Origin of the sequence: Labedaea rhizosphaerae (genome assembly GCF_004362825.1) — a bacterium.
Classification (GTDB): domain Bacteria; phylum Actinomycetota; class Actinomycetes; order Mycobacteriales; family Pseudonocardiaceae; genus Labedaea; species Labedaea rhizosphaerae.
This window is the reverse complement of the sequence record NZ_SNXZ01000001.1, coordinates 877,633-902,006: the sequence shown is the minus strand read 5'-3', so window position 1 is coordinate 902,006 and position 24,374 is coordinate 877,633. Positions and strand designations below refer to the sequence as shown.

Sequence of the window (24,374 nt, the reverse complement as noted above, 5' to 3'; positions counted from 1 at the left end):
AGTGGGGTGCATCAGCACAATGAGAAGGAAACGTCTGGCCACTGTCATCGCGCTCGGCGCGGTGGCTGCCCTAACCCTGGGCGCGTGCGGGGACAACGCGCCTCCCGCCGGTGGCAGCAACGGGCCCGCCGCCAACAACGCCGGGGTGGGCAAGATCGCCAACCCGTCCAGCGAAAAGGGCGGGACACTTCGGTACGTCAACCAGGACGACTGGGATTCGCTGGACCCGGCGGACACGTACTACGCCTACTCGTGGAACTTCATCCGCTACTACGCACGCCAGCTGGTGATGTTCAAGTCCGCGCCCGGCGGCGAAGGCGCCACCCTGGTGCCCGACCTCGCCACCGACCTCGGCACGGCGAGCCCGGACAACAAGACGTGGACGTACCACATCCGCAAGGGTGTCAAGTACGAGGACGGCACCGAGGTCAAGGCGCAGGACGTCAAGTACGACGTCGAGCGCTCCCTCGACAAGGACACGTACCCCAACGGTCCGACGTACTTCAACGACTTCCTCGACTTGCAGGGTTACACCAGTCCCTACAAGGACAGCGACCCGAACAAGCTGGGCCTGAAGGCGATCGAGACGCCCGACGACTACACGATCATCTTCCACCTGAAGAAGCCGTTCGCGGCCTTCGACTACTTCGCGGCGATCCCGTCGACGGCCCCGGTGCCGCCGAGCAAGGACACCCAGACGAAGTACAAGGACCACGTCCTCTCGAGCGGTCCGTACATGTTCGACCAGATGAACCCGGGCAAGAGCTTCACCATGAAGCGCAACCCGCACTACGACCCGGCCACCGCGCCGACCCGGCCGCCGGCCCTGCCGGACCGCATCGAGGTCCAGCTGAAGGTCACCAACTCCAACGACATCGACCAGCGGTTGATGTCCGGTAGCGCCGACGTGGACATCGCCGGTTCCGGTGTGCAGCCCGCCGCGCAGGCGCAGATCCTGCGTGACCCGGCCCTGCGCGCCCAGACCGACTCGGCGATCACCACCCGGCTCTGGTACAGCGTCATCAACGCCGACGTGAAGCCGCTGGACAACATCCACTGCCGCAAGGCGATCGAGTGGGCGGTCGACAAGACGAACCTGCAGCGCGCCTACGGTGGCTCGGTCGGTGGCGACATCGCGACCAACATGCTGCCGCCGGTCATCCCGGGTGCCCAGCAGTTCGACCTGTACCCGACGCCGGATCACAAGGGCGACCTGAACAAGGCGAAGGAGGAACTGAAGCTCTGCGGTCACCCGGACGGTGGCTTCAGCTTCAACATCTCCTACCGCGCGGGTCGCGACAAGGAAGAGGCCACCGCGAAGTCCATCGCCGAGTCGTTGTCCAAGATCGGCATCAAGACCGAGCTGCACAACTACCCGACCGGCGACTACCTGAAGCTGTACGCGGGCAAGCCGTCGTTCACCAAGGCCAACAACATCGGCATCATGGTGTACGGCTGGGCGGCCGACTGGCCGGACGGCTTCGGCTTCATGGCGCAGATCGTCGACAGCCGCACCATTCACCAGAGTGGTGGCAACTCCAACCTCGGCATCAAGGACCCGAAGATCGATCAGCTGATCGACTCGACCCTGAACGAGAAGGACGCGGCCAAGCGCAACAGCATCTGGGTCGAGGTCGACAAGCAGACCATGAGCGACGCCTACACGATCCCGGGCGTCTGGGCCAAGGGCCTGCTGTACCGGCCGAAGAACGTGACCAACGTGTTCGTGACGGACGGGTTCTCGGAGTACGACTACCTCGCGCTCGGCACCACGAACAAGTAGTCACGGCCACGCGGGTTCACCGCCCGCGGACGAGATGCAGAGGTAGGTGAAGGCACCGGTGGCCGGTGGGCCCACGCGAGACCAGCGTGGGCCCACCGGTCGCCACCGCCGAGGTTGACGTGGTCGCATACATCATCCGCAGGCTGATCGGCTCGGTGATCCTGCTCTTCGTGGTCACCGCGGTCACCTTTGCGATCTTCTTCTTGCTGCCGAGGCTTGCCGGGGCCACGGCGGACGACATCGCGTCCCGGTACGCGGGCAAGTCGGCGAGCCCCGAGCAGATCCACGCGATCGCCGTGCGGCTCGGCTTCGACCAACCGCTCTACGAGCAGTACTGGCAGTTCGCCAAGGGCATCGTGGTCGGCCGGGACGTCCAGCTGGGCAACACCGTGGACCACTGCCCGGCGCCTTGTCTCGGCTACTCCTACATCGACCAGCGCCCGGTGTTGCCGACCGTGCTGGACCGCCTGCCGGTGACCGTGTCGCTCGCCTTCGGCGCCGGCATCATCTGGCTGCTGTCGGGTGTCGCGACCGGCGTGCTCTCCGCGCTCAAGCGGGGCAGCATCTTCGACCGGCTGGCCATGGGCACCGCGCTCGGCGGCGTCTCGCTGCCGATCTTCTTCACCGGCCAGCTGTGCCTGCTGATCTTCAGCTACACGCTCGGCTGGACCGCGCACGGCGGTGAATACACGCCCATCACCGAGAACCCGGGCCGATGGGCCTACGACTTGATCTTGCCGTGGATCACCTTGGCGTTCCTGTACGCCGCCGCATACGCCCGGCTGACGCGCGCGGGCATGCTGGAGACCATGAGCGAGGACTTCATCCGCACGGCGCGGGCGAAGGGCCTGCCCGAACGGACGGTGGTGACCAGGCACGGCCTGCGGGCCGCGCTCACCCCGATCGCCACGATCTTCGGTCTCGACATCGGCCTGCTGCTCGGCGGTGCGGTGCTCACCGAGAGCACGTTCTCGTTGAACGGCTTGGGGAAGCTCTCCATCGACTCGGTCACCTCGCAGGACCTGCCGAAGGTGCTCGGCGTGGTGCTGTTCGTGGCCGGCTTCGTCGTGATCGCCAACCTTGTCGTCGACATCCTGTACACCGTCATCGACCCGAGGGTGCGCCTGTAGTGACCGATCAGACCGACCCGCTTGCCGCGCCGAGTCCGCTGGAGGCGCAGGCATACCCGGACACCTCGGCCGCGATCCTGACCGCCGAGCACCAGTTCCTCGACGTGCGTGACCTGCGGGTGCACTTCGACACCGACGACGGCCGGGTCAAGTCCGTCGACGGCCTGTCGTTCCAGCTCCAGCGGGGCAAGACGCTGGGCATCGTGGGTGAGTCGGGCTCGGGCAAGAGCGTGACCAGCCTCGCGATCATGGGCCTGCACAAGGGCGGGAACGCCCGGATCAGCGGCGAGATCTGGCTGGACGGCAAGGAACTCGTCAGCGCCAGCGCGGAAGAGGTCCGCAAGCTGCGCGGCAAGAACATGGCGATGATCTTCCAGGACCCGCTGTCGGCGATGCACCCGTTCTACACCGTCGGCCAGCAGATCATCGAGGCGTACCGGATCCACCACAACGTCACGAAGGCCGCGGCCCGCAAGCACGCTGTCGAGATGCTCGACCGCGTGGGCATCCCGCAGCCGGACCGCCGGGTCAACGACTACCCGCACCAGTTCTCCGGCGGCATGCGCCAGCGCGCCATGATCGCGATGGCGCTCTCGTGCGACCCGGAACTGCTGATCGCCGACGAGCCGACCACCGCGCTCGACGTGACCGTGCAGGCGCAGATCCTGGACCTGATCCGCGACCTGCAGCAGGAGTTCAACTCCGCGGTCGTGATCATCACCCACGACCTCGGTGTCGTCGCCGAACTCGCCGACAACATCATGGTCATGTACGCGGGCCGCCAGGTGGAGTACGGCTCCGCCGAGCACATCTTCCGCGAGCCGCAGCACCCGTACACGTGGGGCCTGCTCGGCTCGATGCCGCGTCTGGACCGGGTGCGCAGCGAGCGGCTGCTGCCGATCAAGGGCAGCCCGCCGAGCCTGATCAACGTGCCGGACGGGTGCGCGTTCAACCCCCGGTGCGACTACTGCGAGCTCACCGGTGGCCTCTCCACCACCGAGGTGCCGTCGCTGGTCGAGGTCACGCGTGGGCACACGGTGGCGTGCCACCTGACCCAGCAGGACCGGACGCGCATCTGGGAGAACGACATCAAGCCGACGCTATGAACGAGGACGCCACGGTGAGCACAGCGCAGAGCGAGGCCGTCAAGCCACCCGTGCGGGACCGCGAGGTCCTGCTCGAGGTGTCGGGTCTCGAGAAGCACTTCCCGGTGCGCAAGGGTTTGTTCCAGCGGCAGGTCGGCGCGGTCAAGGCCGTCGACGGGCTCGACTTCGAGGTCCGGCAGGGCGAGACGTTGTCGCTGGTCGGCGAGTCCGGCTGCGGCAAGACGACCACGGGCCGGCTGCTGACCCGGCTGCTCGAGCCGACCGGGGGCCGGGTGGTGTTCGAGGGTCGCGACATCAGCCACGTGTCGGCGAGCCAGATGCGCCCGATGCGCAAAGACATCCAGATGATCTTCCAGGACCCGTACGGGTCGCTGAACCCGCGGCACACCGTCGGCACGGTCGTCGGCGCGCCGTTCCGCATCCAGGGCATCGACCCGCCGGGCGGCGTCAAGAAGACCGTGCAGGAGCTGCTGAGCCTGGTCGGCCTGAGCCCGGAGCACTACAACCGCTACCCGCACGAGTTCTCCGGCGGGCAGCGCCAGCGCATCGGCATCGCCCGCACGCTGGCGTTGCGGCCCAAGCTGATCGTCGCGGACGAGCCGGTTTCCGCCCTGGACGTGTCCATCCAGGCGCAGGTGATCAACCTGCTGGAGGACCTGCAGAGCGAGTTCGACCTGACCTACGTGATGATCGCGCACGACCTGTCGGTGGTGCGCCACGTCTCGGACCGGGTCGCCGTGATGTACCTGGGCAAGATCGTCGAGGTGGCCGACCGCGACGACCTGTACGAGCGGCCCATGCACCCGTACACGGTGGCGTTGATGTCGGCGGTGCCGGTGCCGGACCCGTCGCGGCGGACCAAGCGAGAGCGGATCCGGCTGGTCGGCGACGTGCCGAGCCCGCTGAACCCGCCGCCGGCGTGCCGCTTCCACACCCGGTGCTGGAAGGCGACCGAGCGGTGCTCGACGGAGACGCCGCCGCTGGTGGATCTGAAGCCCGGCCACCAGGTCGCTTGCCACTACCCGGAGAACGCGCCGCGGTAGTAGCCGACGCCTGGTTGATCCACTCAACTTGACGTATGCGTGTTGACTCAGTCAACCAAGATCCTTTTGGTTGACTGAGTCAACACACGTGTGCTGACCCTGAGATCCCTGATTCCGACCCTTGTTTTCCTGGGGTTCGCTCCAGTAGACCGGGCACTTCGGGCACACTGGGGACTGCCCGCAACCGGATCCAGGGGAGCGTCGATCGCGTGCACATCACCGAGTGGCTGGAGCACATCCCGGCTTTGGCCATCTACCTGCTGGTGGGTGGCGTCATCGGGATCGAGAGCCTCGGCATCCCGTTCCCGGGCGAGATCGTGCTGGTCAGCGCCGCGTTGTTGAGCGCGTCACAGCACCACATCAGCCCGGTCTGGATCGCGGTGGCCGGCAGCGCGGGCGCCATCATCGGCGACTCGATCGGGTACACGATCGGCCGCAAGGGCGGCCAGCCCCTGCTGACGTGGCTGGGCCGCAAGTTCCCGAAGCACTTCGGTCCCGAGCACGTGGCCGTGGCCGAGCGCGTCTTCCACCGCTGGGGCATGCTGGCTGTCTTCTTCGGCCGCTTCGTGGCGCTCCTGCGCATCTTCGCCGGCCCGCTGTCGGGCGTGCTGCGCATGCCGTACTGGAAGTTCGTGATCGCCAACGCCCTGGGCGGTGTCTGCTGGGCCGGTGGCACGACCGCGGTCATCTACTACGCGGGGCAGGCGGCGGAGAAGTACCTGTCCAGCTACTCCTGGATCGCCCTGGGCGCGGCGGTCGTGATCGGCCTGGGCGTCGGCTGGTACATCAAGCACCGCACCGCCAAGGCCGCCCAGGCGCACGCCGCCGCCACCAGCGAGGAAGAACGGGCCTTGGCGGCCGAATAGGTGCACGAGGTTGCCGAGCGCTCGAAGCGGCGACCGACCTGGAAATTTGTCCCCGCACGATCAGGAGGGGAGCCACTCAGGCCAGCCTGACGACAGGCGAGGCATGAGCCAGTCCGAGCGGCGCCGGGAAGGGCTAGCTCGAATCCCGGCCCGACAACAACACCTCGGCGAGCGCCCCCAGCGTGGTCCAGTCGACCTCGCCCCCGGCGAGAAGGTCCCCGAATCGCATCACCCGGGGATAGGTCCGCTCGGAGCTGCCGGTCTCCCCGAGCGGCCCGGTCACCGCCCGCACGGCCGCCAGTTCGTCCTCGGTGAGCTCCACCGAGAACAGGTGCTGCCGGTGCGCGCTGAACGTCGCCGCCAGCGGACGCACGTGGTGGGCCCGCAACCGTTCCGGTGCGATGGTCAGCCCGGTCTCCTCGCCGAGTTCGACGGCCGCCACCTCCCGCATCGGCTCGTCGCCCTCGCTGGAACCGCCGGGGAGTTCGAGCACGAATCCTGCGGGAGAGCGGAACTCCCGCACCAGCACCACTTCGGTGTCGGCGACCTCGGCGGCGGGCCGGTGGGCCACCACGGTCGCGATGTCCGGCCGGGCGAGGACGACCTCGTTGGTCTTCACCCGGTCCTCGGCGGCGACGCGCACGTGGGCGTGGAACGCCCACAGGAACACGCGTTCCAGGTCGTCGCCGACGCGGAACGTCCACTCCAGACGCCCGGCGAGCAGCTCGTTGCCGGCCGCGGTCTGGCGGGCCAGCCAGTTCTGGAACGACGGCGTCCGCCAGACGAGCAGGGGCACGTGCCGTTCGCCGCCGGTGCGCAGCGCGCCGGAGCCGAGGCGCGCCAGGGCGAGGTCGATGGTGCCCGTGAGCGTCGACGCGACCGGGATGCGCTGGTCGGCGGCGTAACCCCGTTGGTAGCGCACGCTTTCCGCGTCGGGCGGGGTGCCGAGCACGACGCGGCCGCTGTCCTTCCAGCGACCGAATTCGTCGTTGGTCGTGAGGGCGGGCATGCCGGGGCCGCGGGGGATCCAGAACACGACCTGGTCCGCGCGGTCGCCCCAGCGCAGCTCCCAGGTGCGCTGGTGCTCGTACTCGGGCCACGGCGCGCCGGAGCGGGGTTCGGGCACGAAAACCACCAGGGTTCCCGGCCCGGACCACCGCTCACGGATCGCCGAAAGCGCGTCCGGGCGCCAGCTCGCGACCTCGGCCGACCGCGGGGTCGGACCGGCGAGGAACAGGCTCGCCACCCACCGGTCCGGCGGCTCCTCACCCGCGTGCACGACGACGACCGCATCGTCGCCCGCCAACGAACCGACCGCGTTGGCGCCGGCTAACGGGCCGGAAAGATCGCTCACGCGGCGAAGGCTAACGGGTCACTTGCTGGCGCGGTTCACCGCCGACACCACCGCACGCAGGGACGCGATCACGATCGAGCTGTCCACGCCGACGCCCCAGTAGATCCGGTCGCCGATCGTGCACTCGACGTACGCCGCGGCCCGGGCGTCGTCGCCGGCCGTGAGGGCGTGCTCGTAGTAGTCCAGCACCCGCACGTCGTAGCCGACCCCGGCCAGCGCGTCGACGAACGCCGCGATCGGGCCGTTGCCGGCACCGGTGATCTCGTGCTCGTCGCCCTCGACCACGATCGCCGCGGTCAGGCGGTCACCGTCCGGCGATTCCGAGACGCTGATGCGGTTGCGTTGCAGGACAACCGGTGCGGTGCGCTCCAGGTACTCCTTGCTGAACGTCTCCCACATCAGCGCCGGCGACACCTCGCCGCCCTCGGTGTCGGTGTAGGCCTGGATCGCTTGGGAGAACTCGATCTGCAGCCGGCGCGGCAGCTCCAGCTGGTGCTCGGTCTTCATCACGTAGGCCACGCCGCCCTTGCCGGACTGCGAGTTCACCCGGATGACGGCCTCGTAGGTGCGGCCGACGTCCTTCGGGTCGATCGGCAGGTACGGGACCTCCCACGGGTGCTCCTCGACCCGGTGCCCGGCCCGCGAAGCCTCGTCACGCAGGGCGTCGAAACCCTTGTTGATCGCGTCCTGGTGGCTGCCCGAGAACGCCGTGAACACCAGGTCACCGCCCCACGGGTGCCGCTCGTGCACCGGCAGCTGGTTGCAGTACTCGACGGTTCGGCGGATCTCGTCGATGTCCGAGAAATCGATCTGCGGGTCGATGCCCTGGCTGAACAGGTTCATGCCCAGCGTCACCAGGTCGACGTTGCCGGTGCGCTCACCGTTGCCGAACAGGCACCCTTCGATGCGGTCGGCCCCCGCCAGGTACCCCAGTTCCGCCGCCGCGACGCCGGTGCCGCGGTCGTTGTGCGGGTGCAGCGACAGGATCACCGAGTCGCGGCGCTCCAGGTTGCGGTGCATCCACTCGATCGAGTCGGCGTAGACGTTGGGCGTGGCCATCTCGACGGTCGCGGGCAGGTTCATGATCACCGGACGGCTGGGCGTCGGCTGCCAGATCTCGCTGATCGCGTTGCACACCTCGACCGCGTAGGACAGCTCGGTGCCGGTGTAGGACTCCGGCGAGTACTCGAACCGGAAGTCGGTGTCGGAGTACTTGCCGGCCAGCTCGACCACCATCTCGGCGGCCGACGTCGCGATCTTCTTGATGCCCTCGCGCTCCTCGCGGAACACCACCCGCCGCTGCAGGATCGACGTCGAGTTGTAGATGTGGACGATCGCGTGCGGGGCACCCTCCAGCGACTGGAAGGTCCGCTCGATCAGCTCGGGACGGCACTGCGACAGCACCTGGATGCGCACGTCGTCGGGGATCGCGCCGTCCTCGATGATCTCGCGCACGAAGTCGAAGTCGGTCTGGCTGGCCGCCGGGAAGCCGACCTCGATCTCCTTGTAGCCCATGCGTACGAGCAGGTCGAACATGCGCCGCTTGCGGGCCGGCGACATCGGGTCGATCAGCGCCTGGTTGCCGTCGCGCAGGTCGACCGCGCACCACAGCGGCGCCTTGGTGATCCGCTTGCCGGGCCATGTGCGATCGGGCAGCGCGACATCCTCGACCAGCTCGTGGAACGGCCGGTAGCGGTGCACCGGCATCGAGCTGCCGCGCTGGGCGTTCCAGGAGGGCTGGTCGGCCGGCGCCTGCCGCGCGGGCGTGCGCAGCTTGCTGACGGGCGAGATTTCGGTGGTCATTCGGGAGAACTCCTGCGTGCCGGGATGCGGGCGACCGGCGGCGTGTCGACGCTCCGCGGCGGGGAGCCGGTCCGGATCAGGCCCCGTCGCGGCAGCGAAGCAGGAGGGCGCGTGCCACGCCCAGGAGGATGCCATGACCGGGTCGAAAACCGGAATCGGGGGTCCGCATGCTGGGACGAGCACCCCGTTGGTCCCAATGGAGCAGTTTCGTCCGGGCGGAGAAGTGGCACGTCACACACATGATGACAACTCGCCGACTTTCCTCGCGTGGCACCGCTGCCAGGGTCATCCTGGGGGTCGGTGCCCTGTTCGCGCTGATCGAGATCCTCTTCATCTTCCTCGTGCTCCTCGGGGCGAACGCGGGCAACGCCTTCTACCGGTTCATCCACTCCCTGGCCGGGGCGCTCGCGCTGTTCTTCCCCGGTCTGTTCGACGTGAGCGGCGCAAAACTGCAGGTGATCCTGGACTACGGCCTCGCCGCCGTGTTCTGGATCGTGGTGACGGGCCTCATCGCCCGGGCCGTCGCCTGAGCCGCCCCGGCGCACGGGCGAGCGGTTTGGTCCGGACGTCGTAGCCCGGACGTCATAGCGGAGTGCTGATCGGCGTGCCATGCTCGGGACATGGCTGAGCACGCCGACCAGCGCACCGAGCCACAGGGCGAACCCCAGCGCGCTCCAGGTGAGCTCCGGGCTCAGGTCGTCGGGGTGGTGGCCGGCGTCGTGCGCTGGGTCGGGCTGATCTTCGCCCTCATCCTGGCGGTGCACGTGGTGCTGACGATCGGCAACGCGAACCCCCTCAACGGCATCACGAGCTTCTTCGCCGGCTGGGCCGATCCCTTGGCACTGGGCTTCAAGAGCCTGTTCACGCCGAGCGACGAGAAGCTGCGGGTGCTGATCAACTACGGCCTCGCGGCGATCTTCTGGCTGATCGTGTCGTCGGTCCTGACGCGCCTGATCCGCAGGCTCGCCTAACCGATCCTGCCTTGCGACCCGCGCGGCATGATCCCCCGCTCTCTGGCCTTCGCCACCCACTTGTGGACAGTCCTCGGACTGACGTTTGCCAACTTGCCGATGGTTGGGGCGGGCGGCAGACGCTTCGCTCGGGCCAGGTTGTACGCGTGGCGGACAACGGCCAAGAAGTCGTCCGTAATCACCCCACCTGATGGTGGCTTAACGTCGGGGAACTCCTCTAAGTCCAGGTCCTCGGCAGGGCGGTCTCTGGGCATTGGCACTTGGGGAATGCCTGAGGTGTCGAATTGCGCGTACCAGCTGAGCGCCGCCCAGTTGCGCACGGCTCGGACGGAGTCCGTGCCATCAGCCATGGTCCGGTGCTTCACCGGACCGCCGCACACGTCGCACGATTCACCGGCATAGGTGCCTGAACCCCAAGAAGTCCCGTAGTGGGCTGCGAGTCGGTGCAGGTCGGAGCCAGGGATTGCAATGCTGCGCTCGAGGCGGTCGATGTTCTTGCTCACGATTGCTTCGATCAGGTCGAAGCGCACTTGGCGGAGTAGGGCGGGAGACAGGACTTCCCGGTTGCCGTCCAAGTAGATCTCGCGCATCACGGGTCGCTTGTCGTCGGCGATACCGAAGCGGATGTACAGCGTTCCGCTCAGCGTGCTGTCTTCGATCCGAATCCAACCCGCGTTGCCGAACCAGGTCCTCACACGTGGAAGCCTACCCCGGTAGAAGGGTAAGTGGTATCCAACCTGCTATCGCCTGAACTGCGTACTGTTCACTCTGAAGTTCGAGGAGGAGACAGGCGATGGTTCTGGTAACAGTGCTCGCGGCAGTTGCCGCGCTTCCGATCGTCATCGTCGTGCTTGGCGTGGTGCTGCCGTCTTCGCCGAGTCGGCGGCGCGATGCACTCCGTGCCTTGGAAATCCTGCGAAGCCGCAAACGGGGGTCGGTAGTTGCCCCACCCTCGCCTAGAACCTTGCGGGTTTGCCCCAGGTGTCGGTGAAAGCCAGCTCTGCCAACGGAAGCCGCTGACGCGGTCGGGTCTCGCGCTCCCGGCGTTCCTCGGGCAGCAGGTCCGGTGAGCCGAGCACCCCGATGGCCACGACGACGAGCGGCCGCACGTCGTCCGGCAATGCGAAGGCCGAGCGTGCCGCGTCGCGGTCGAAGCCGCCCATCTGGTGGGCCACGAAGCCTTTCGCGACCGCCTGCAGCACCAGGTTCTCCGTCGCCAGCCCGACGCCGTACTCGGGTAGCGGGAGGTCGCCCTTCTCGTTCACCGTGACCGCGCACGCCAGCAGCAGCACGGCGGCGGCGCCGGCCCAGCTCTTGTTGCCGCGGCTCAGGGTTTCGAAGATCGCGCCGAAGGTCGCGTCGCCGCGGCGCCCGACGAGGTAACGCGCCGGCTGGGTGTTGCCCCACGAAGGCGCCCAGCGCGCGGCTTCCAGCATCGAGCGCAGCGCCTCGTCCGGAACGGTCGCAGTCGGCACGAGGGCGCGCGGGCTCCAGCGTTGGGCGATCAAGGGATGCAGCTCAGGATCAGATGGCCCAAAGTCAGATCGCCCAAAGTCAGATCGCATAGTGCCAGCCGGTGATCGAGTAGGCGCCGAACCAGCACCCGGCGAGGACGAACCCGGCGAGCGTGAGCCACAGCGTCGCGGGTCGGCGCCGCACGAGCCCGATCGCCAATGGCAACAGCAGCACGAACGCGGGCACCATCAAGCGCGCCTTGGAGTTGAAGAGGCCGTTCGAGCCGAGGTCCATCACCAGCACGCCGGCGCCGTAGACGATCAGCGGCCACGGCAGCCGGCCGCGGATCATCGCGCCGAGGAGCACCAGCGCGGCCACGATCAGCCCGACCGTCGCCACCTCGAGCACGGACGAGCCGGTGGCCAGCGCCGACGCGATGTACTTCACCGTCGCCGCGCCGCCGTCGAAGCCGGAGTCCCAGCCCTGGTCCTGCAGCGTGAACCAGCCGAACAGGTCGTCGGTCCGCGACGCCACCCACAGCAGGTACGCCACCAGCCCGAACGGCGCGAGCACCAGCGTGGCCCACGGCCGCCAGCCGTCCTGCTTGCGCACGACCGCGACGATCGCGGCGACCCCGACGGCGGCGATCAGCGCCGCGGACGTCGGCCGGACGAGCCCGGCGAGCCCGCACGCGACCCCGGCCACCAGCCAGTTGCGCTCAAGGACCCCGAGCACCGCCCACACCGCGAGCGCGCAGAACATCGCCTCGGAGTAGGTCATCTCGAGCACGATCGACATCGGCGCCGCGGCGAAGAGCGCCACCAACACCAGCCCGACCTTGCGCGATCCGCCGGGCACGATGGTGCCCAGCCGCGCGAGCCCGTACGAGCAGACGACGCCGCACACGATGGTGACGGCCAGCGCGGCCGCCACGTAGCCGATCCCGCCCGGGCCGTCCGCCCCGGCCAGCCACCGCGTGACGGTCGGGTAGCCGGGGAAGAACGCCATCGGGGTGTCGTCCGCGCGCCGGTTGAACGCGTCGACGAGGTCGCCGGGCACGCCGTCGTAGCCGTTGCGGGCGATCGCCAGGAACCACTGGCCGTCCCACGACGTCAACGCGTCGCCCATCGACATCTGGTTCTTGCTGGTCATCCAGCTGACCACGAGCAGGCTGAACTCGCGGATGCCGAGGAAGATCAACGCGGGTGCGGTCAGCCGCAACAACCGGGCCAACCGGACACGGCGCACGGCCGCGGTCCGCAACTGCGCCAGATCCGTCGCCCTCAGGTCGGGCTCGGACCGGGTCAGCTCGGTCGCGGACACCGTCGATCCTCTCCGTTGGGGACGGCAACCAAGAGTAGCCGGTAGTCCGCATCGTGGACCGGACGTGGTCCCGGCCACACGACGACGAGGCTGGTCAGCGCCTTGCCGGTAGCCTGTCGAAAACACGGACGGCGCGTAGCGAGACGTGGGGGGCGGGCCGCCCGGCAACCGCAGGAGGGACGTCCCGTTGGCGCTCGTGGTCCAGAAGTACGGTGGCTCTTCACTGGAGAACGCCGACCGCATCAAGCGGGTGGCCGAGCGGATCGTCGCCACCAAGAAAGCGGGCAACGACGTCGTCGTGGTGTGCTCGGCCATGGGCGACACCACCGACGAGCTCACCGACCTGGCCCAGCAGGTCAACCCGGTGCCGCCCGAGCGTGAGATGGACATGCTGCTCACCGCGGGTGAGCGGATCTCCAACGCGCTGGTCGCCATGGCGATCTCCGCGCTGGGGGCCGAGGCCCGGTCGTTCACCGGGTCGCAGGCCGGGGTGATCACCGACTCCTCGCACGGCCGGGCCCGGATCATCGACGTCACGCCGGGCCGGGTGCAGGCGGCCCTCGACGAGGGATTCATCGTGCTGGTCGCCGGGTTCCAGGGCGTCAGCCAGGACACCAAGGACATCACCACGCTCGGGCGCGGCGGCTCGGACACCACCGCGGTCGCGCTGGCCGCGGCGCTGAGCGCCGACGTCTGCGAGATCTACACCGACGTGGACGGCGTCTACACCGCCGACCCGCGCATCGTCCCGGACGCGAAGAAGCTCGACCGGGTCACCTACGAGGAAATGCTCGAGATGGCGGCCACCGGCGCGAAGGTGCTGATGCTGCGCTGCGTCGAGTACGCCCGGCGCTACAGCGTCCCGATCCATGTCCGTTCGTCGTACAGCAACAAGCCCGGCACGACGGTGTCCGGCTCAGTGGAGGACCTCACCGTGGAACAGGCGATGATCACCGGCGTCGCGCACGACCGGTCGGAGGCCAAGGTCACCGTGACCGGCGTGCCGGACCAGGCGGGTGCCGCCGCCCGGATCTTCCGGGTGATCGCGGACAGCGAGATCGACATCGACATGGTGCTGCAGAACGTGTCCAGCACCCAGTCCGGGCGCACGGACATCACGTTCACGCTGTCCAAGGCCAACGGCCCGACCGCGGTCGCCGCGCTGGAGAAGGTCAAGGCGGAACTGGGCTTCGCGCAGGTGCTCTACGACGACCACGTCGGCAAGGTGTCGCTGGTCGGCGCGGGCATGCGTTCGCACCCCGGCGTCACGGCGACGTTCTGCGAGGCCCTGGCCACGGCCGGGGTCAACATCGAGATCATCAACACCTCCGAGATCCGGATCTCGGTGCTGATCAGGGACACCGAGCTCGACGGCGCGGTGCAGGCGATCCACCGGGCGTTCGAGCTCGGCGGCGACGAGGAGGCCGTTGTGTACGCGGGGACCGGCCGATGAGCGAGCTTGCGAGCGAATCATCGGACACGGCGCGTCGCGAGAGCGGGCGTGCTCGCGGCTTGCGAGTGGGTGTCGTGGGCGCGACCGGTCAGGTCGGTGCCGTCGTCCGGGAGTTGTTGGTGGAGCGGGACTTCCCGGTTTCGGAGATCCGGTTCTTCGCGTCGGCCCGGTCGGCCGGCTCGAAGCTGCCGTGGCGGGACGGCGAGGTCGTCGTGGAGGACGCCGAGACCGCCGATCCGTCCGGTTTGGACATCGCGATCTTCTCTGCGGGCGGCGCGACCTCGAAGGCGCAGGCACCGCGGTTCGCCGCCGCGGGTGTCACGGTGATCGACAACTCGTCGGCGTGGCGGATGGATCCGGACGTGCCGCTCGTGGTCAGCGAGGTGAACCCGGAGGCGGTGAAGGACGCCCGCAAGGGGATCATCGCCAACCCGAACTGCACCACGATGGCCGCCATGCCGGTGCTCAAGCCGTTGCACGACGCGGCGGGGCTGGTGCGGTTGATCGCGAGCACCTACCAGGCGGTGTCCGGCAGCGGGCTGGCCGGCGTGTCCGAACTGGACGACCAGGTGCACGCGGTCGTCGACGGGGCCAAGGGCCTGACCCACTCCGGGACGGCGGTGCAGTTCCCGTCGCCGGTCAAGTACGTGCGGCCGATCGCGTTCAACGTGCTGCCGATCGCCGGGTCCATCGTGGACGACGGCGAGTTCGAGACCGACGAGGAGAAGAAGCTCCGCAACGAGAGCCGCAAGATCCTGGGCATTCCCGGGCTGCGGGTGTCGGGGACCTGCGTGCGGGTGCCGGTGTTCACCGGCCACTCGCTGTCGGTGACCGCCGAGTTCGCCGAGCCGCTGTCCGTCGCACGCGCGACGGAGTTGCTGCGTTCGGCGCCGGGCGTGGAGCTGACCGACGTCCCGACGCCGTTGCAGGCGGCCGGCCAGGACCCGAGCTACGTCGGCCGCATCCGCCAGGACGGCGAGAACGGTCTCGCGTTGTTCATCAGCAACGACAACCTGCGCAAGGGCGCCGCGCTGAACACCGTGCAGATCGCGGAGCTGCTGCTCGGCGCCTGATGCTTGACGGAAAAGCCGCGCACCCGATGACCGGGTGCGCGGCTTTTGCCGTGGGGGGTCAGATCAGCACGTCCTTGTAGTACACGCTCGCGTAGCGGGTGGAGCTGGACATGCTGGGCCGCGACGCGAACCCGAAGCACAGGCGCAGGTGACCGCCGACGGTCTTGTAGACCATCATCCCTTCCGGCTCCCGGAAGACCAGTGTCTTGCCCGCCTTGGTCAGCGACCGCTGCACCACCTTGCCGGAGTTCATGTCGATCGCCGTGACGTAGGAGTTGATGTCGGACGCGTCGGCGTGGCCGGTGCCGTCCAATGTGTACAGGTAGCGGCCCAGCACCGTGTAGCCCTGGAACGTCACCGAACCGTCGCCGAGCTTGGGCTGGTCGAAGCTCGCCAACGGGCTGCTGAACCGGCCCGCCGCCGCGTCGGCCAGCGAGAACAGGCGGTAGTGCATGTGGCCGCCCTCGCTGCGCCGCACCAGCAGTCGCTTGTAGACCGGGTCGGTCGCGCACGTGATCGACTTGCTGCCGGTGAGGAACTTCTTCACCGACGACGGGGTGCCGCCGTTGACGAACTTGAACCGGGCCAGCGCGGTGCCCCGGCCGTCGTCGCTGTGCTCGCTGGAGTTGCTCTCCATCCAGATGCAGGACGCCGACCCGACCGGCTCCACGCCGATGGACACCCCGTGCCCGGCGTTGTTCACGTGCATGTGCCCGGTCAGCTCGCCCTCGATGGACAGCTGGTTGATGCACAGGTCGTCGCCGTCGCTGCCATTGCGGATCTGGGCGATGTAGAGCCTGCGGTTGACGTTGTCGTAGGCCATGCCCTGCATCGCGTGGTGCGACTCGTGCAGGCTGACCGAGCGGAACCGCTCGTAGGAGGGCTGGCTGAGGTCGAAGCGGCTGGACGTGGGCACGGTGGCGGCGGCGGTCGCGGACGGCACCGCCGCCGCGGCGCCCAGGCCGAGCAGGCCGATGCCGGTGGCCTTGAGGATCGTGCGGCGGGACGGAGTGGTCGACATGACCCGGATCCTGGCAAGAAATCACCGGATCGGGGCATGGCACGTGCGGAAGTTACGCCATTTGCCTGGCACAGTGGACGGCGAAATGTCCTAGTGGCGGGAGGCCCCTCGTGGGGTGGATGACCAGTCCTGAGCTGTGGCTGGCCTTTGTCACGTTGCTGATGCTGGAGATCGTGCTGGGCATCGACAACGTCGTGTTCATCTCGATCCTGTCGGGCAAGCTGCCCGCCGAACAGCAAGGGCGCGCCCGCATCGTCGGGCTCTCGCTCGCGTTGATCACCCGGCTGCTGCTGCTCGCGTCGCTGTCGTGGGTGATCGGGTTGACCGCGCCGTGGGTCACGCTGTTCGGCCACGAGCTGTCCGGACGCGACTTCATCCTGCTGCTGGGCGGGCTCTTCCTGCTCGGCAAGGCGACCTACGAACTGCACCACCACCTCGAGGGCGCCGACGAGGACGAAGACGGGGCCGGGCGCAAGGTCGCCGGGTTCGGCGCGGTGGTGGCGCAGATCGTGGCCGTCGACATCGTGTTCTCACTGGACTCGGTGATTACCGCGGTCGGCATGGTGGAACAGCTGTCGATCATGATCAGCGCGGTCGTCGTCGCGATGGGCGTCATGCTGGCGCTGGCCGGGCCGATCAGCTCGTTCGTCAACAAGCACCCGACGGTGAAGGTGCTCGCGCTGTCGTTCCTGCTGCTGATCGGCGGCAGCCTGGTCGCCGAGGGCTTCGACCTGCACATCCCCAAGGGTTACGTGTACGGGCCGATCGCGTTCTCGGTGCTGGTGGAGATCCTCAACCTGACGGCGCGGGCTCGGCGAGAGCGTCGCCGGGCCGCGGCGCGAGCGGCGGCCGGCTCCGGGGCCGAGACCCGAACCGGCTGAGCCCGAACGCCAGCGCGGCGAGCACGAGCCCGCCGAGCCCGGCGACGGCGAAGCCCCACCCGGCGGGCGCATGGTCGACCACGAGCCCGATCAGCGGTGAGCCGATGGCCGCGCCCAACGTGAACGCCGAACCCTGCAGGCCCATCGCCTCGCCCCGTGCACCCGCGGGCGCGAGCCTCGACACCTGCTCGCCGGTCGACGTGATGGCCGGTGCGCAGGCGAAGTTCGCCGGTGCCAGCATCAGCGCGAGCACCCACCACTGGCTGCCGAACACGCCGATCGGCACGGTCAGCGCGGCCAGCAGCACCAGCAGCGGGAGCAACCCGACCGAGCGCCGCAACGACCCGTAGACCACGCCGCCGAGCGCGGACGCCAAGCACATCGCGATGATCACGATGCCGGTCCAGTCCAGCTGGTCGTTGCCGCGCAGCGCCGCGACCAACGCGACCTCGTGCCCGGCCAGCACGAACACGACGCCGACCGCGCCGAGGAGCACGGCGGCGAACCGCGGGGTCAGCCACGACCGGCGCGGTGGCGACTGCTCCTCGCGCTCGTGGTCGGCCCGCATCGGCGGGTTGATCAGGTACAACGCGAGACCGGACGCCGTGGTCGCGCCGCCCACCGCGTACAACGCTGTGACCGTGGAGAACTGCGTGCAGACGAGCACCGCGAGCGCCGGGCCCATCATGAACGTCAGCTCGACGCCGATGGAGTCCAGCGACAGCGCCGTGCGCCGGTCGGCCTCGGGTACCAGCGCGGTCATGGTCTGCCGGCCGATGGACATCGCGGGCATCGCCACGATCCCGCAGGCGAACCCGGACACCAGCAGCAGCACGTAGGGCATCGCTGGGGCGGAGAACCAGAACGCCGCCTCGCCGATGGTGGTGATCACCAGCATCCGGCGCAGGCCGTACTTGTCGACCACTCGCCCCATCATCGGGCCGCCGAGGGCGATGCCGACGGTCGCCGCCGCGCCCACCGTGCCCGCGGCCGCGTAGCCGCGTCCCATGCCGACCGCGACGTGCAGGGTCAGCGCCATGCCCGCCCCGGCCGACGGAACGCGGGCCAGCACCATCAGCAGCACCGTCGACGGCACGCCCCGGATGGCGAACAGACGCCGATACCTCTGCATGCCTCGATGGCACCAAAGACTGGTACGGCCGTGCAAGTCGATTACCGGGCGGTGTGACGCAAAGCCGAGTGACATCTCAGAAAGTGACAGCTACTCTCAAAATCGAGCCAATGCCAACTAGAGGGGACTGTCATGAACGCACGGTGGCTGGCGCTGGGCGCGCTGGCGTTGGGCACGCTGACGATCGGGCTCGACACGACGGTGCTCACCGTCGCCGTGCCGACGATGGCGGTGGACCTGCAGGCTTCCACCAGTCAACTGCAGTGGATCGCGAACGCCTACACGCTGGTGCTCGCCGGGATCGTCCTGCCTGCGGGGATGCTGGGTGACCGGTATGGCCGCAAGCGTTTGCTGGTCGGCGCCCTGGTGGTGTTCGGGCTGGCCTCGCTCGCCTGCGCGTTCGCCGGGGACGCCGGCACGCTCATCGCCGCCCGCACCGCGCTGGGGGTTGGCGCGGCGTTCATGATGCCGCTGTCCATGGCCGTCCTCCCGGTGATGTTCACCAAGGACGAGCTCTCCAAGGCCCTGACGGTCTGGGTCACGTCGGTCGCCCTGGGCTTGCCGCTCGGGCCGATCCTCGGCGGCTGGCTGCTCGACAACTACTGGTGGGGCTCGGTCTTCCTGATCAACGTCCCGCTGATCGCGCTCGCCGTCCTCGCGGTCGTCTTCCTCGTGCCGGAGTCGCGCAGCGACGAACCCGTCCGCATCGACGTGCGCGGCACGCTGCTCTCCAGCGTCGCGCTGCTCGCCCTGACCTACGGCGTGATCCGCGTCGGCGACCACGACTTCTCCGACGCCACGGCGCTGGTCTGCCTCGCCATCGCGGTGGTGACCGGGGTGGTGTTCGTCCGGTCGCAGCGGCGGCCCGACGCCCTGGTCGACCTCGGGCTCTTCCGCTCGCGCAGCTTCGCGTGGGGCGCGACGCTCAGCACATTGGTCAACTTCTCGATGTTCGGCCTGATGTTCACGGTGCCGCAGTTCTTCCAGTCGGTCGGCGGGGCCGACGCGCTCGGCGCCGGCCTGCGGCTGCTGCCGATGATCGGCGGGCTGCTCGTGGGCGCGCGGGTCGGGGAGAAGGCGGTCGCGCGGTTCGGCCCCCGCGTGATCATCGCGTTCGGCTACCTCCTGATCGCCGGTGGGCTGGCGATCGGCGCCACCTCGTCCGTCCACTCCGGATTCGGCTTCATCGCGACCTGGACGGCGCTGATGGGTGCGGGCCTCGGGTTCGCCATGCCCGCGGCCATGAACGCGGCCCTCGGTGCGCTGCCCGCATCGCGGTCCGGCTCGGGGTCGTCGCTGATCACGGCGCTGCGCCAGGCCGGCGGCACGATCGGCATCGCCGTCCTCGGCACCATCCTGAACAGCGGCTACCGCGACCACCTCGACACGGCCGGGCTCCCGCCCGCGGTCGCCGACGCGGCGCGGGACAGCGTGAACTCGGCGGTCGCGGTGGCCAAGCAGGCACCCGCACTGCTCGATTCCGCGCGCGGGGCGTTCGTGCACGGCATGGACTCGATGTTGCTGGTGTGCGCGGCGATCTCGCTGCTCGGCGTGTTCGCGGCGGCGGTTTTCATGCCCGGGCGTGGCGCTGTTGAGCCCAAGCCGGTCGGAACGGAAGAATCGAAGGATGGCGCAGCCGTCGGATGATCGCCCCGGGCTCCGGGAGCGGAAGAAGGCGCGCACGCGCAGGGCGATCCGCGACCACGCGATGCGCCTGTTCACCGAGCAGGGCTACGCGGCCACGACCGTCGAGCAGATCGCCGAGGCCGCGGAGGTCTCGCCGAGCACCTTCTTCCGCTACTTCCCGACCAAGGAAGAGGTCGTCCTCGCCGACGACATCGACCCGGTGGCCTTCGAGTCGTTCCAGAACCAGCCGCCGGAGATGACCCCGCTGGAGGCGCTGCGGGCCACGCTGACCGACGTGTTCGGCAACCTGTCCGAGGAGGACTGGGAACTCGAGCGCCACCGCCAGGTGCTGATTGCGTCGGTGCCCGAACTGCGGGCCGCGGTGCTGCTGCGGCTCTCGGAGTCGGTGGCGGTGTTCGCCGAACAGGTGGCGAAACGGGTCGGCCGGGACCCCGCCGACTTCGAGGTGCGCAACTTCGCGGGCGTCGTGCTCGGCACCGCGCTGACCGGGTTCTCCGAGGCGCTCGAGCAGCCGATGAAGACCTACATCGAGACCATGGACCGGGCGCTCGAACACCTGCAGCAGGGCCTGCCGCTCTGAAAGTCGCACCGATCGGGGTGTGTCGCGGTCTCGGACGGATTACCCGCGCTCGACGCCTCGGCCTCGACCGGACCGCCCGGCTGCGTTGCGTGCGCGGCCGTCACCCGTTCGATGGGCGCCCGACCGGAAATGGGTGTGCGGTAATGACCCATTGCGCAACAAACATTGTTTCGACTTTCGGCGCGGCTAGCGCATCCGCTATTTCCGGTCAACCATGAGGTGGCCGAGGAAATACCCAGGATGGAGTTGCCGATGAGAAAAGGATTCATGCGGCTGGTCGCGGTAGTCGTCACGGGCAGCGTGCTTTCCCTGTCCGGCGCGGCGATGGCCGCGGCGAGCCCGACGGGCACCGAGGGCCACGGCACCGGTGCCTCGGCGACCCAGTCCGCGGCCGCCACGCTGCAGGCGCTGCACGACCAGTTGAAGTCCTCGATCGACGCCAAGGACCTCCCCGGCGTGATCAAGGCCGTCGACGACCTGCGCCCGCAACTGGCCGCCGTGCACAACCTGCCGGTCGAGCGCAGCACCATGAACATGGCCGATGTCGCTGATCAGAAGGCCGCGCAGGCCCAGCGGGACCTGCCGTCGCTGCCGGATCCCCTGACCCTGCTCGGTGGCCTGCTGCAAGGTCTGCTGAGCGCGGTGCAGGCGCTCCTCGCGGCGTTGCTGGGGGCGTTGCCTGTCCCCATCCCCGTCCCGGTGCCACCGCTGCCAGTGCCGGTGCCCGCTCCCTAGAGGCGGGGGAGCGCCTCCGGCCGTGGGTCACCAGGCACCGGGTGACCCACGGCCGGAGCGACACTTATTGTTTCTTTGCCGGCGTACTGCGTTTTCGCGGTTGCGCCGGTTTCGTGGTTGCCGACGATCCCGGTGATCCCATCGACCCCATTGCCAGGCCCGTGCGCAGCGCGCCGATCGCCTCGGAAACGGCCTCCGTGAATCGCGTCCCGAGGCCGATGAAGTTCGCGAATCCGTGGATCAGATCCGCGTGCCGGCGCAGCACCACCGGCACGCCCGCCTCACCGAGCTTGCGCGCGTAAGCCTCGCCCTCGTCGCGCAGCGGGTCGAACCCGGCCGTCGTGATGTACGCGGGCGGCAAGCCGGCCAGGTTGCTCGCGAGCAGCGGCGAGAGCTTCGGGTCGGTCCGGCTCGCCTCGTCGGGCGCGTAATGCCCCAGGAACCAGTCCATCTCGCGCGAGGTGAGGAAGAAGCCCTCGGCGAACAGCTCCCGCGACGGCCTGCGCACGCTCGCGTCGACGCCTGGGTAGAAGAGCAACTGGAACGCCGGCTGCGCGCCGCGCCGTTTGCTGGCCAGGTAGCTGGTCACGGCCGCGAGGTTCCCGCCCGCGCTGTCCCCGCCGACCGCGATCGCGTCCGGGTTCGCGCCGAGGTCGGCCGCGTGCTTGACCGCCCACCGGAACGCGGCGAGCGCGTCGTCGGCCGCGGCCGGGAACGGCGCCTCCGGCGCGAGCCGGTAGTCGACCGAGAGCACCCGCAGCTCGCCGTTCGCGGCGATGAACCGGCACAGGTTGTCGTGGGTGCCCAAGCTGCCGATCACCCACCCGCCGCCGTGGTAGAAGACCAGCAGCGGACCGTCGTCCGGCGCCTTGGCGGGGGTGTAGAGCCGCGCCTGCAACGGGCCCTCCGCGCCGGCGACCTCGACCGTGCGCACGTCCACCGGTTCGACGTCGCGCTTGCGGACGATCTCGGACTTCGCGTCGAGCGCCGTGCGGGCGATGACGTGGTCCCGGCTCTGCACCATGCTCGCGTCGGTCAGCTTGTCGAGCCAGAGCAGCAGTTGGGCGTCGGAGGCCAGTTCCTGCCCGTCGAGGCGCACCGGCGCGCCGATCAGCAGCCTGCGGACCGGTTTGGGCAGGCCGAACAGCGCTCTCGCGATGGTGGCCTGCACGGATATCGGGACTCGCTCGAGCAGTTGCACCGCCCTGAGGGCCATCGATGCCTCCTGTTCCGTTTGACACCGTGACGTTACTGCTCGGTAGGCGACGGCGTAAGGGTGATCACAACGGGCTGGACCTCGACTTCGGTGGAGGTCGTACGGTCGACTCTTCGGCCCCTGGTGCGGAAGGATCGAAGACCGTGACCGTCACGGTGGTGGGTATTGGTGGGTCGCTGCGTGGCGACTCGCAGTCCGAGCGGGCCGTGCGCCTGGCGTTGGAGGGCGCGCAGGAGGCCGGTGCGAAGACCAGCCTGATCACCGGCGCCGATCTCGTGCTGCCGTTCTACGACCCAGCCGTGCCGGAGCGTTCGCCCGCCGCGAGCCGGCTCGTCGCCGAGCTGGCCGAGGCCGACGGCGTCGTGCTCGTCTCACCCGGCTACCACGGCACGGTGTCCGGGCTGGTCAAGAACGCCCTGGACTACATCGAGGATCTGCGGGACGCGCCCCGGCCGTACCTGGACGGGCGGGCCGTGGGCTGCGTGGCCACCGCGCTCGGCTGGCAGGCGGCGGTGACCACCTTGACGGCGCTGCGCTCGATCGTGCACTCGCTGCGCGGCTGGCCGACCCCGCTCGGCGTCGCGGTGAACTCCGCCGAGGTCGAGTTCGACGGCGTCGGCGGGTGCACGAACGACGACGTCACCCAGCGGTTGCGGACCGTCGGCGTGCAGGTCGTGGAGTTCGCGCTGGCGCACCGATGAAGGTCGACTTCGCCGACGCGGTGCCGTACGCCATCCCGCTGCGGACGCGGTTCCGCGGGATCACCGTGCGCGAGGGGATGCTGCTGCGCGGCGACGCCGGGTGGGGCGAGTTCTGCCCGTTCCCGGAGTACCCGGATGCGGTCGCGGCCGCGTGGCTGGCCACCGCGGTGGAGCAGTGCACTGTCGGGTGGCCCGCGCCGGTGCGGACCTCGGTGCCGGTGAACTGCACCGTTCCGGTGGTTTCCCCTTCTGCCGCCTTCGACCTGGTGCGCGCGTCGGGTTGCGCCACCGCGAAGGTGAAGGTGGCCGAGGGACCGCTGGCCGACGACGCGGCCCGGGTGGCGGCGGTGCGTTCGGCGCTGGGGCCGTCCGGTTTTGTGCGGGTCGATGCCAACGCCGCGTGGTCGGTTCCCGAGGCCGTGACGGCGATCCGTGAGCTGGACGCGGCCGCCGGTGGTCTGCAGTACGTGGAGCAGCCGTGCCGGTCGCTGGCCGAACTGGCCGAGGTTCGCGCGCAGGTCGACGTGCCGATCGCGGCGGACGAGTCGATCCGGACGGCCGAGGACCCGATGCGCGTCGCGGTGGCCGGGGCGGCGGACGTGGCCGTGATCAAGTGCACGCCGCTGGGCGGGGTGCGGCGGGCGTTGCGGGTGGCGGAGGCGGCCGGGTTGCCGTGCGTGGTGTCGTCGGCGTTGGAGACCTCGGTGGGGATGGGGGCGGAGCTGGCGCTGGCGGGGGCGTTGCCCGCGTTGGACTTCGCGTGCGGGCTGGGAACCGTGCGGTTGTTCGAGGGAGATGTCGTTGCGGCGTCTGCGATCCCGGTCGACGGCGCGCTTGCCGTGCCCACGTCGCCGGTGGACCCGTCGCCGGAATTGCTGGAGCGGTACCGGATGCGGGACGAGGAGCGGGCGGCGTGGTGGGCGGCTCGACTGGACCGCGCCCGTCAGCTCTTGGCCTGAGCCCCAACCTTTGCGCCGATTTCGGGCCGCCGCCAGGCAATCCGCTTCGACCGCCGCCCGCGCTCTCGACTGTCCTAATGCGACTCTCGCGTAACGCAAGCCCCCACCCGCCACCGGGGGCACCCCTGAGGTCCAGTCTATC

At 69.3% G+C, this 24,374-nt stretch carries 23 protein-coding genes; 15 read left to right on the top strand and 8 right to left on the bottom strand.

Annotation, left to right across the window (positions count from 1 at the left end; all coding sequences use genetic code 11):
- Positions 1–19 precede the first annotated feature (19 nt).
- The 5 genes from EV186_RS03990 to EV186_RS03970 all read left to right on the top strand — a co-directional run bounded on the left by EV186_RS03990 (position 20) and on the right by EV186_RS03970 (position 5,928).
- The gene (locus EV186_RS03990) at positions 20–1,783 is read left to right on the top strand and encodes an ABC transporter substrate-binding protein (protein WP_133847699.1); all 1,764 of its coding nucleotides are present in this window, start codon (positions 20–22) and stop codon (positions 1,781–1,783) included.
- Between the two features lie 119 nt (positions 1,784–1,902).
- Entirely contained in the window at positions 1,903–2,913 is a 1,011-nt protein-coding gene (locus EV186_RS03985) for an ABC transporter permease (protein ID WP_133847698.1), read from the top strand.
- Positions 2,913–4,019, top strand: a complete 1,107-nt coding sequence (locus tag EV186_RS03980; protein WP_133847697.1) for an ABC transporter ATP-binding protein — start codon at positions 2,913–2,915, stop codon at positions 4,017–4,019. The genes EV186_RS03985 and EV186_RS03980 overlap by 1 nt, the downstream gene beginning before the upstream one ends.
- The gene (locus EV186_RS03975) at positions 4,016–5,062 is read left to right on the top strand and encodes an ABC transporter ATP-binding protein (RefSeq protein ID WP_133847696.1); all 1,047 of its coding nucleotides are present in this window, start codon (positions 4,016–4,018) and stop codon (positions 5,060–5,062) included. The genes EV186_RS03980 and EV186_RS03975 overlap by 4 nt, the downstream gene beginning before the upstream one ends.
- A gap of 209 nt (positions 5,063–5,271) precedes the next feature.
- Positions 5,272–5,928, top strand: coding sequence for a DedA family protein (locus EV186_RS03970; RefSeq protein ID WP_133847695.1), 657 nt, complete (start codon positions 5,272–5,274; stop codon positions 5,926–5,928).
- A 133-nt stretch (positions 5,929–6,061) separates the two neighbouring features.
- On the opposite strand, the gene EV186_RS03965 is transcribed toward EV186_RS03970, so the two are convergent.
- Both EV186_RS03965 and leuA read right to left on the bottom strand, forming a co-directional pair.
- Entirely contained in the window at positions 6,062–7,282 is a 1,221-nt protein-coding gene (locus tag EV186_RS03965; RefSeq protein WP_208115467.1) for a nucleoside 2-deoxyribosyltransferase domain-containing protein, read from the bottom strand.
- A gap of 18 nt (positions 7,283–7,300) precedes the next feature.
- Complete coding sequence (gene leuA / locus EV186_RS03960; protein ID WP_133847694.1) at positions 7,301–9,085, bottom strand: 2-isopropylmalate synthase; 1,785 nt, start codon at positions 9,083–9,085, stop codon at positions 7,301–7,303.
- A 242-nt stretch (positions 9,086–9,327) separates the two neighbouring features.
- On the opposite strand from leuA, the gene EV186_RS03955 reads away from it, so the two are divergent.
- Together EV186_RS03955 and EV186_RS03950 are read left to right on the top strand one after the other, a co-directional pair.
- Positions 9,328–9,615, top strand: a complete 288-nt coding sequence (locus EV186_RS03955; RefSeq protein WP_133848747.1) for a hypothetical protein — start codon at positions 9,328–9,330, stop codon at positions 9,613–9,615.
- A gap of 90 nt (positions 9,616–9,705) precedes the next feature.
- Entirely contained in the window at positions 9,706–10,056 is a 351-nt protein-coding gene (locus tag EV186_RS03950; RefSeq protein ID WP_133847693.1) for a hypothetical protein, read from the top strand.
- On the opposite strand, the gene EV186_RS03945 is transcribed toward EV186_RS03950, so the two are convergent.
- From EV186_RS03945 to EV186_RS03935, 3 genes are all read right to left on the bottom strand, one after another.
- Entirely contained in the window at positions 10,053–10,751 is a 699-nt protein-coding gene (locus tag EV186_RS03945; protein ID WP_133847692.1) for a hypothetical protein, read from the bottom strand. The genes EV186_RS03950 and EV186_RS03945 overlap by 4 nt on opposite strands.
- 261 nt (positions 10,752–11,012) lie before the next feature.
- Complete coding sequence (locus EV186_RS03940) at positions 11,013–11,621, bottom strand: nitroreductase family protein (RefSeq protein ID WP_133847691.1); 609 nt, start codon at positions 11,619–11,621, stop codon at positions 11,013–11,015.
- A complete protein-coding gene (locus tag EV186_RS03935) occupies positions 11,611–12,834 on the bottom strand; it encodes a hypothetical protein (protein WP_243753803.1) in 1,224 nt (407 codons plus the stop codon). Before EV186_RS03935 ends, EV186_RS03940 begins: the two co-directional genes overlap by 11 nt.
- Positions 12,835–13,021: 187 nt before the next feature.
- Between EV186_RS03935 and EV186_RS03930 the strand changes: the two genes are divergently transcribed.
- Positions 13,022–14,287 (top strand): aspartate kinase, encoded by a 1,266-nt coding sequence (locus EV186_RS03930; protein WP_133847690.1) that lies wholly within the window; start codon positions 13,022–13,024, stop codon positions 14,285–14,287.
- Positions 14,284–15,360, top strand: coding sequence for an aspartate-semialdehyde dehydrogenase (locus EV186_RS03925; RefSeq protein WP_133847689.1), 1,077 nt, complete (start codon positions 14,284–14,286; stop codon positions 15,358–15,360). Before EV186_RS03930 ends, EV186_RS03925 begins: the two co-directional genes overlap by 4 nt.
- A 58-nt stretch (positions 15,361–15,418) precedes the next feature.
- Here EV186_RS03925 and EV186_RS03920 read toward each other — a convergent pair whose 3' ends face one another.
- A complete protein-coding gene (locus tag EV186_RS03920) occupies positions 15,419–16,381 on the bottom strand; it encodes a phage baseplate protein (RefSeq protein WP_133847688.1) in 963 nt (320 codons plus the stop codon).
- A 119-nt stretch (positions 16,382–16,500) separates the two neighbouring features.
- Here EV186_RS03920 and EV186_RS03915 point away from each other — a divergent pair, with 119 nt between their 5' ends.
- On the top strand, positions 16,501–17,262 hold the full coding sequence (locus EV186_RS03915) for a TerC family protein (RefSeq protein WP_208115466.1): 762 nt from the start codon (positions 16,501–16,503) through the stop codon (positions 17,260–17,262).
- Here EV186_RS03915 and EV186_RS03910 read toward each other — a convergent pair.
- Positions 17,174–18,394, bottom strand: coding sequence for an MFS transporter (locus EV186_RS03910; protein ID WP_133847686.1), 1,221 nt, complete (start codon positions 18,392–18,394; stop codon positions 17,174–17,176). The genes EV186_RS03915 and EV186_RS03910 overlap by 89 nt on opposite strands.
- A 132-nt stretch (positions 18,395–18,526) precedes the next feature.
- On the opposite strand from EV186_RS03910, the gene EV186_RS03905 reads away from it, so the two are divergent.
- The 3 genes from EV186_RS03905 to EV186_RS03895 all read left to right on the top strand — a co-directional run bounded on the left by EV186_RS03905 (position 18,527) and on the right by EV186_RS03895 (position 21,356).
- Positions 18,527–20,041, top strand: a complete 1,515-nt coding sequence (locus tag EV186_RS03905; RefSeq protein WP_133847685.1) for an MFS transporter — start codon at positions 18,527–18,529, stop codon at positions 20,039–20,041.
- Entirely contained in the window at positions 20,022–20,621 is a 600-nt protein-coding gene (locus EV186_RS03900) for an acyl-CoA-like ligand-binding transcription factor (RefSeq protein WP_133847684.1), read from the top strand. The genes EV186_RS03905 and EV186_RS03900 overlap by 20 nt, the downstream gene beginning before the upstream one ends.
- A 252-nt stretch (positions 20,622–20,873) precedes the next feature.
- Complete coding sequence (locus EV186_RS03895) at positions 20,874–21,356, top strand: hypothetical protein (protein ID WP_133847683.1); 483 nt, start codon at positions 20,874–20,876, stop codon at positions 21,354–21,356.
- 64 nt (positions 21,357–21,420) lie between these two features.
- On the opposite strand, the gene EV186_RS03890 is transcribed toward EV186_RS03895, so the two are convergent.
- On the bottom strand, positions 21,421–22,572 hold the full coding sequence (locus EV186_RS03890) for an alpha/beta hydrolase (protein ID WP_133847682.1): 1,152 nt from the start codon (positions 22,570–22,572) through the stop codon (positions 21,421–21,423).
- A gap of 143 nt (positions 22,573–22,715) precedes the next feature.
- Here EV186_RS03890 and EV186_RS03885 point away from each other — a divergent pair, with 143 nt between their 5' ends.
- On the top strand, positions 22,716–23,273 hold the full coding sequence (locus tag EV186_RS03885; RefSeq protein WP_133847681.1) for an NADPH-dependent FMN reductase: 558 nt from the start codon (positions 22,716–22,718) through the stop codon (positions 23,271–23,273).
- Entirely contained in the window at positions 23,270–24,232 is a 963-nt protein-coding gene (locus EV186_RS03880) for an o-succinylbenzoate synthase (protein ID WP_133847680.1), read from the top strand. Before EV186_RS03885 ends, EV186_RS03880 begins: the two co-directional genes overlap by 4 nt.
- The last annotated feature ends 142 nt before the right edge of the window (positions 24,233–24,374 follow it).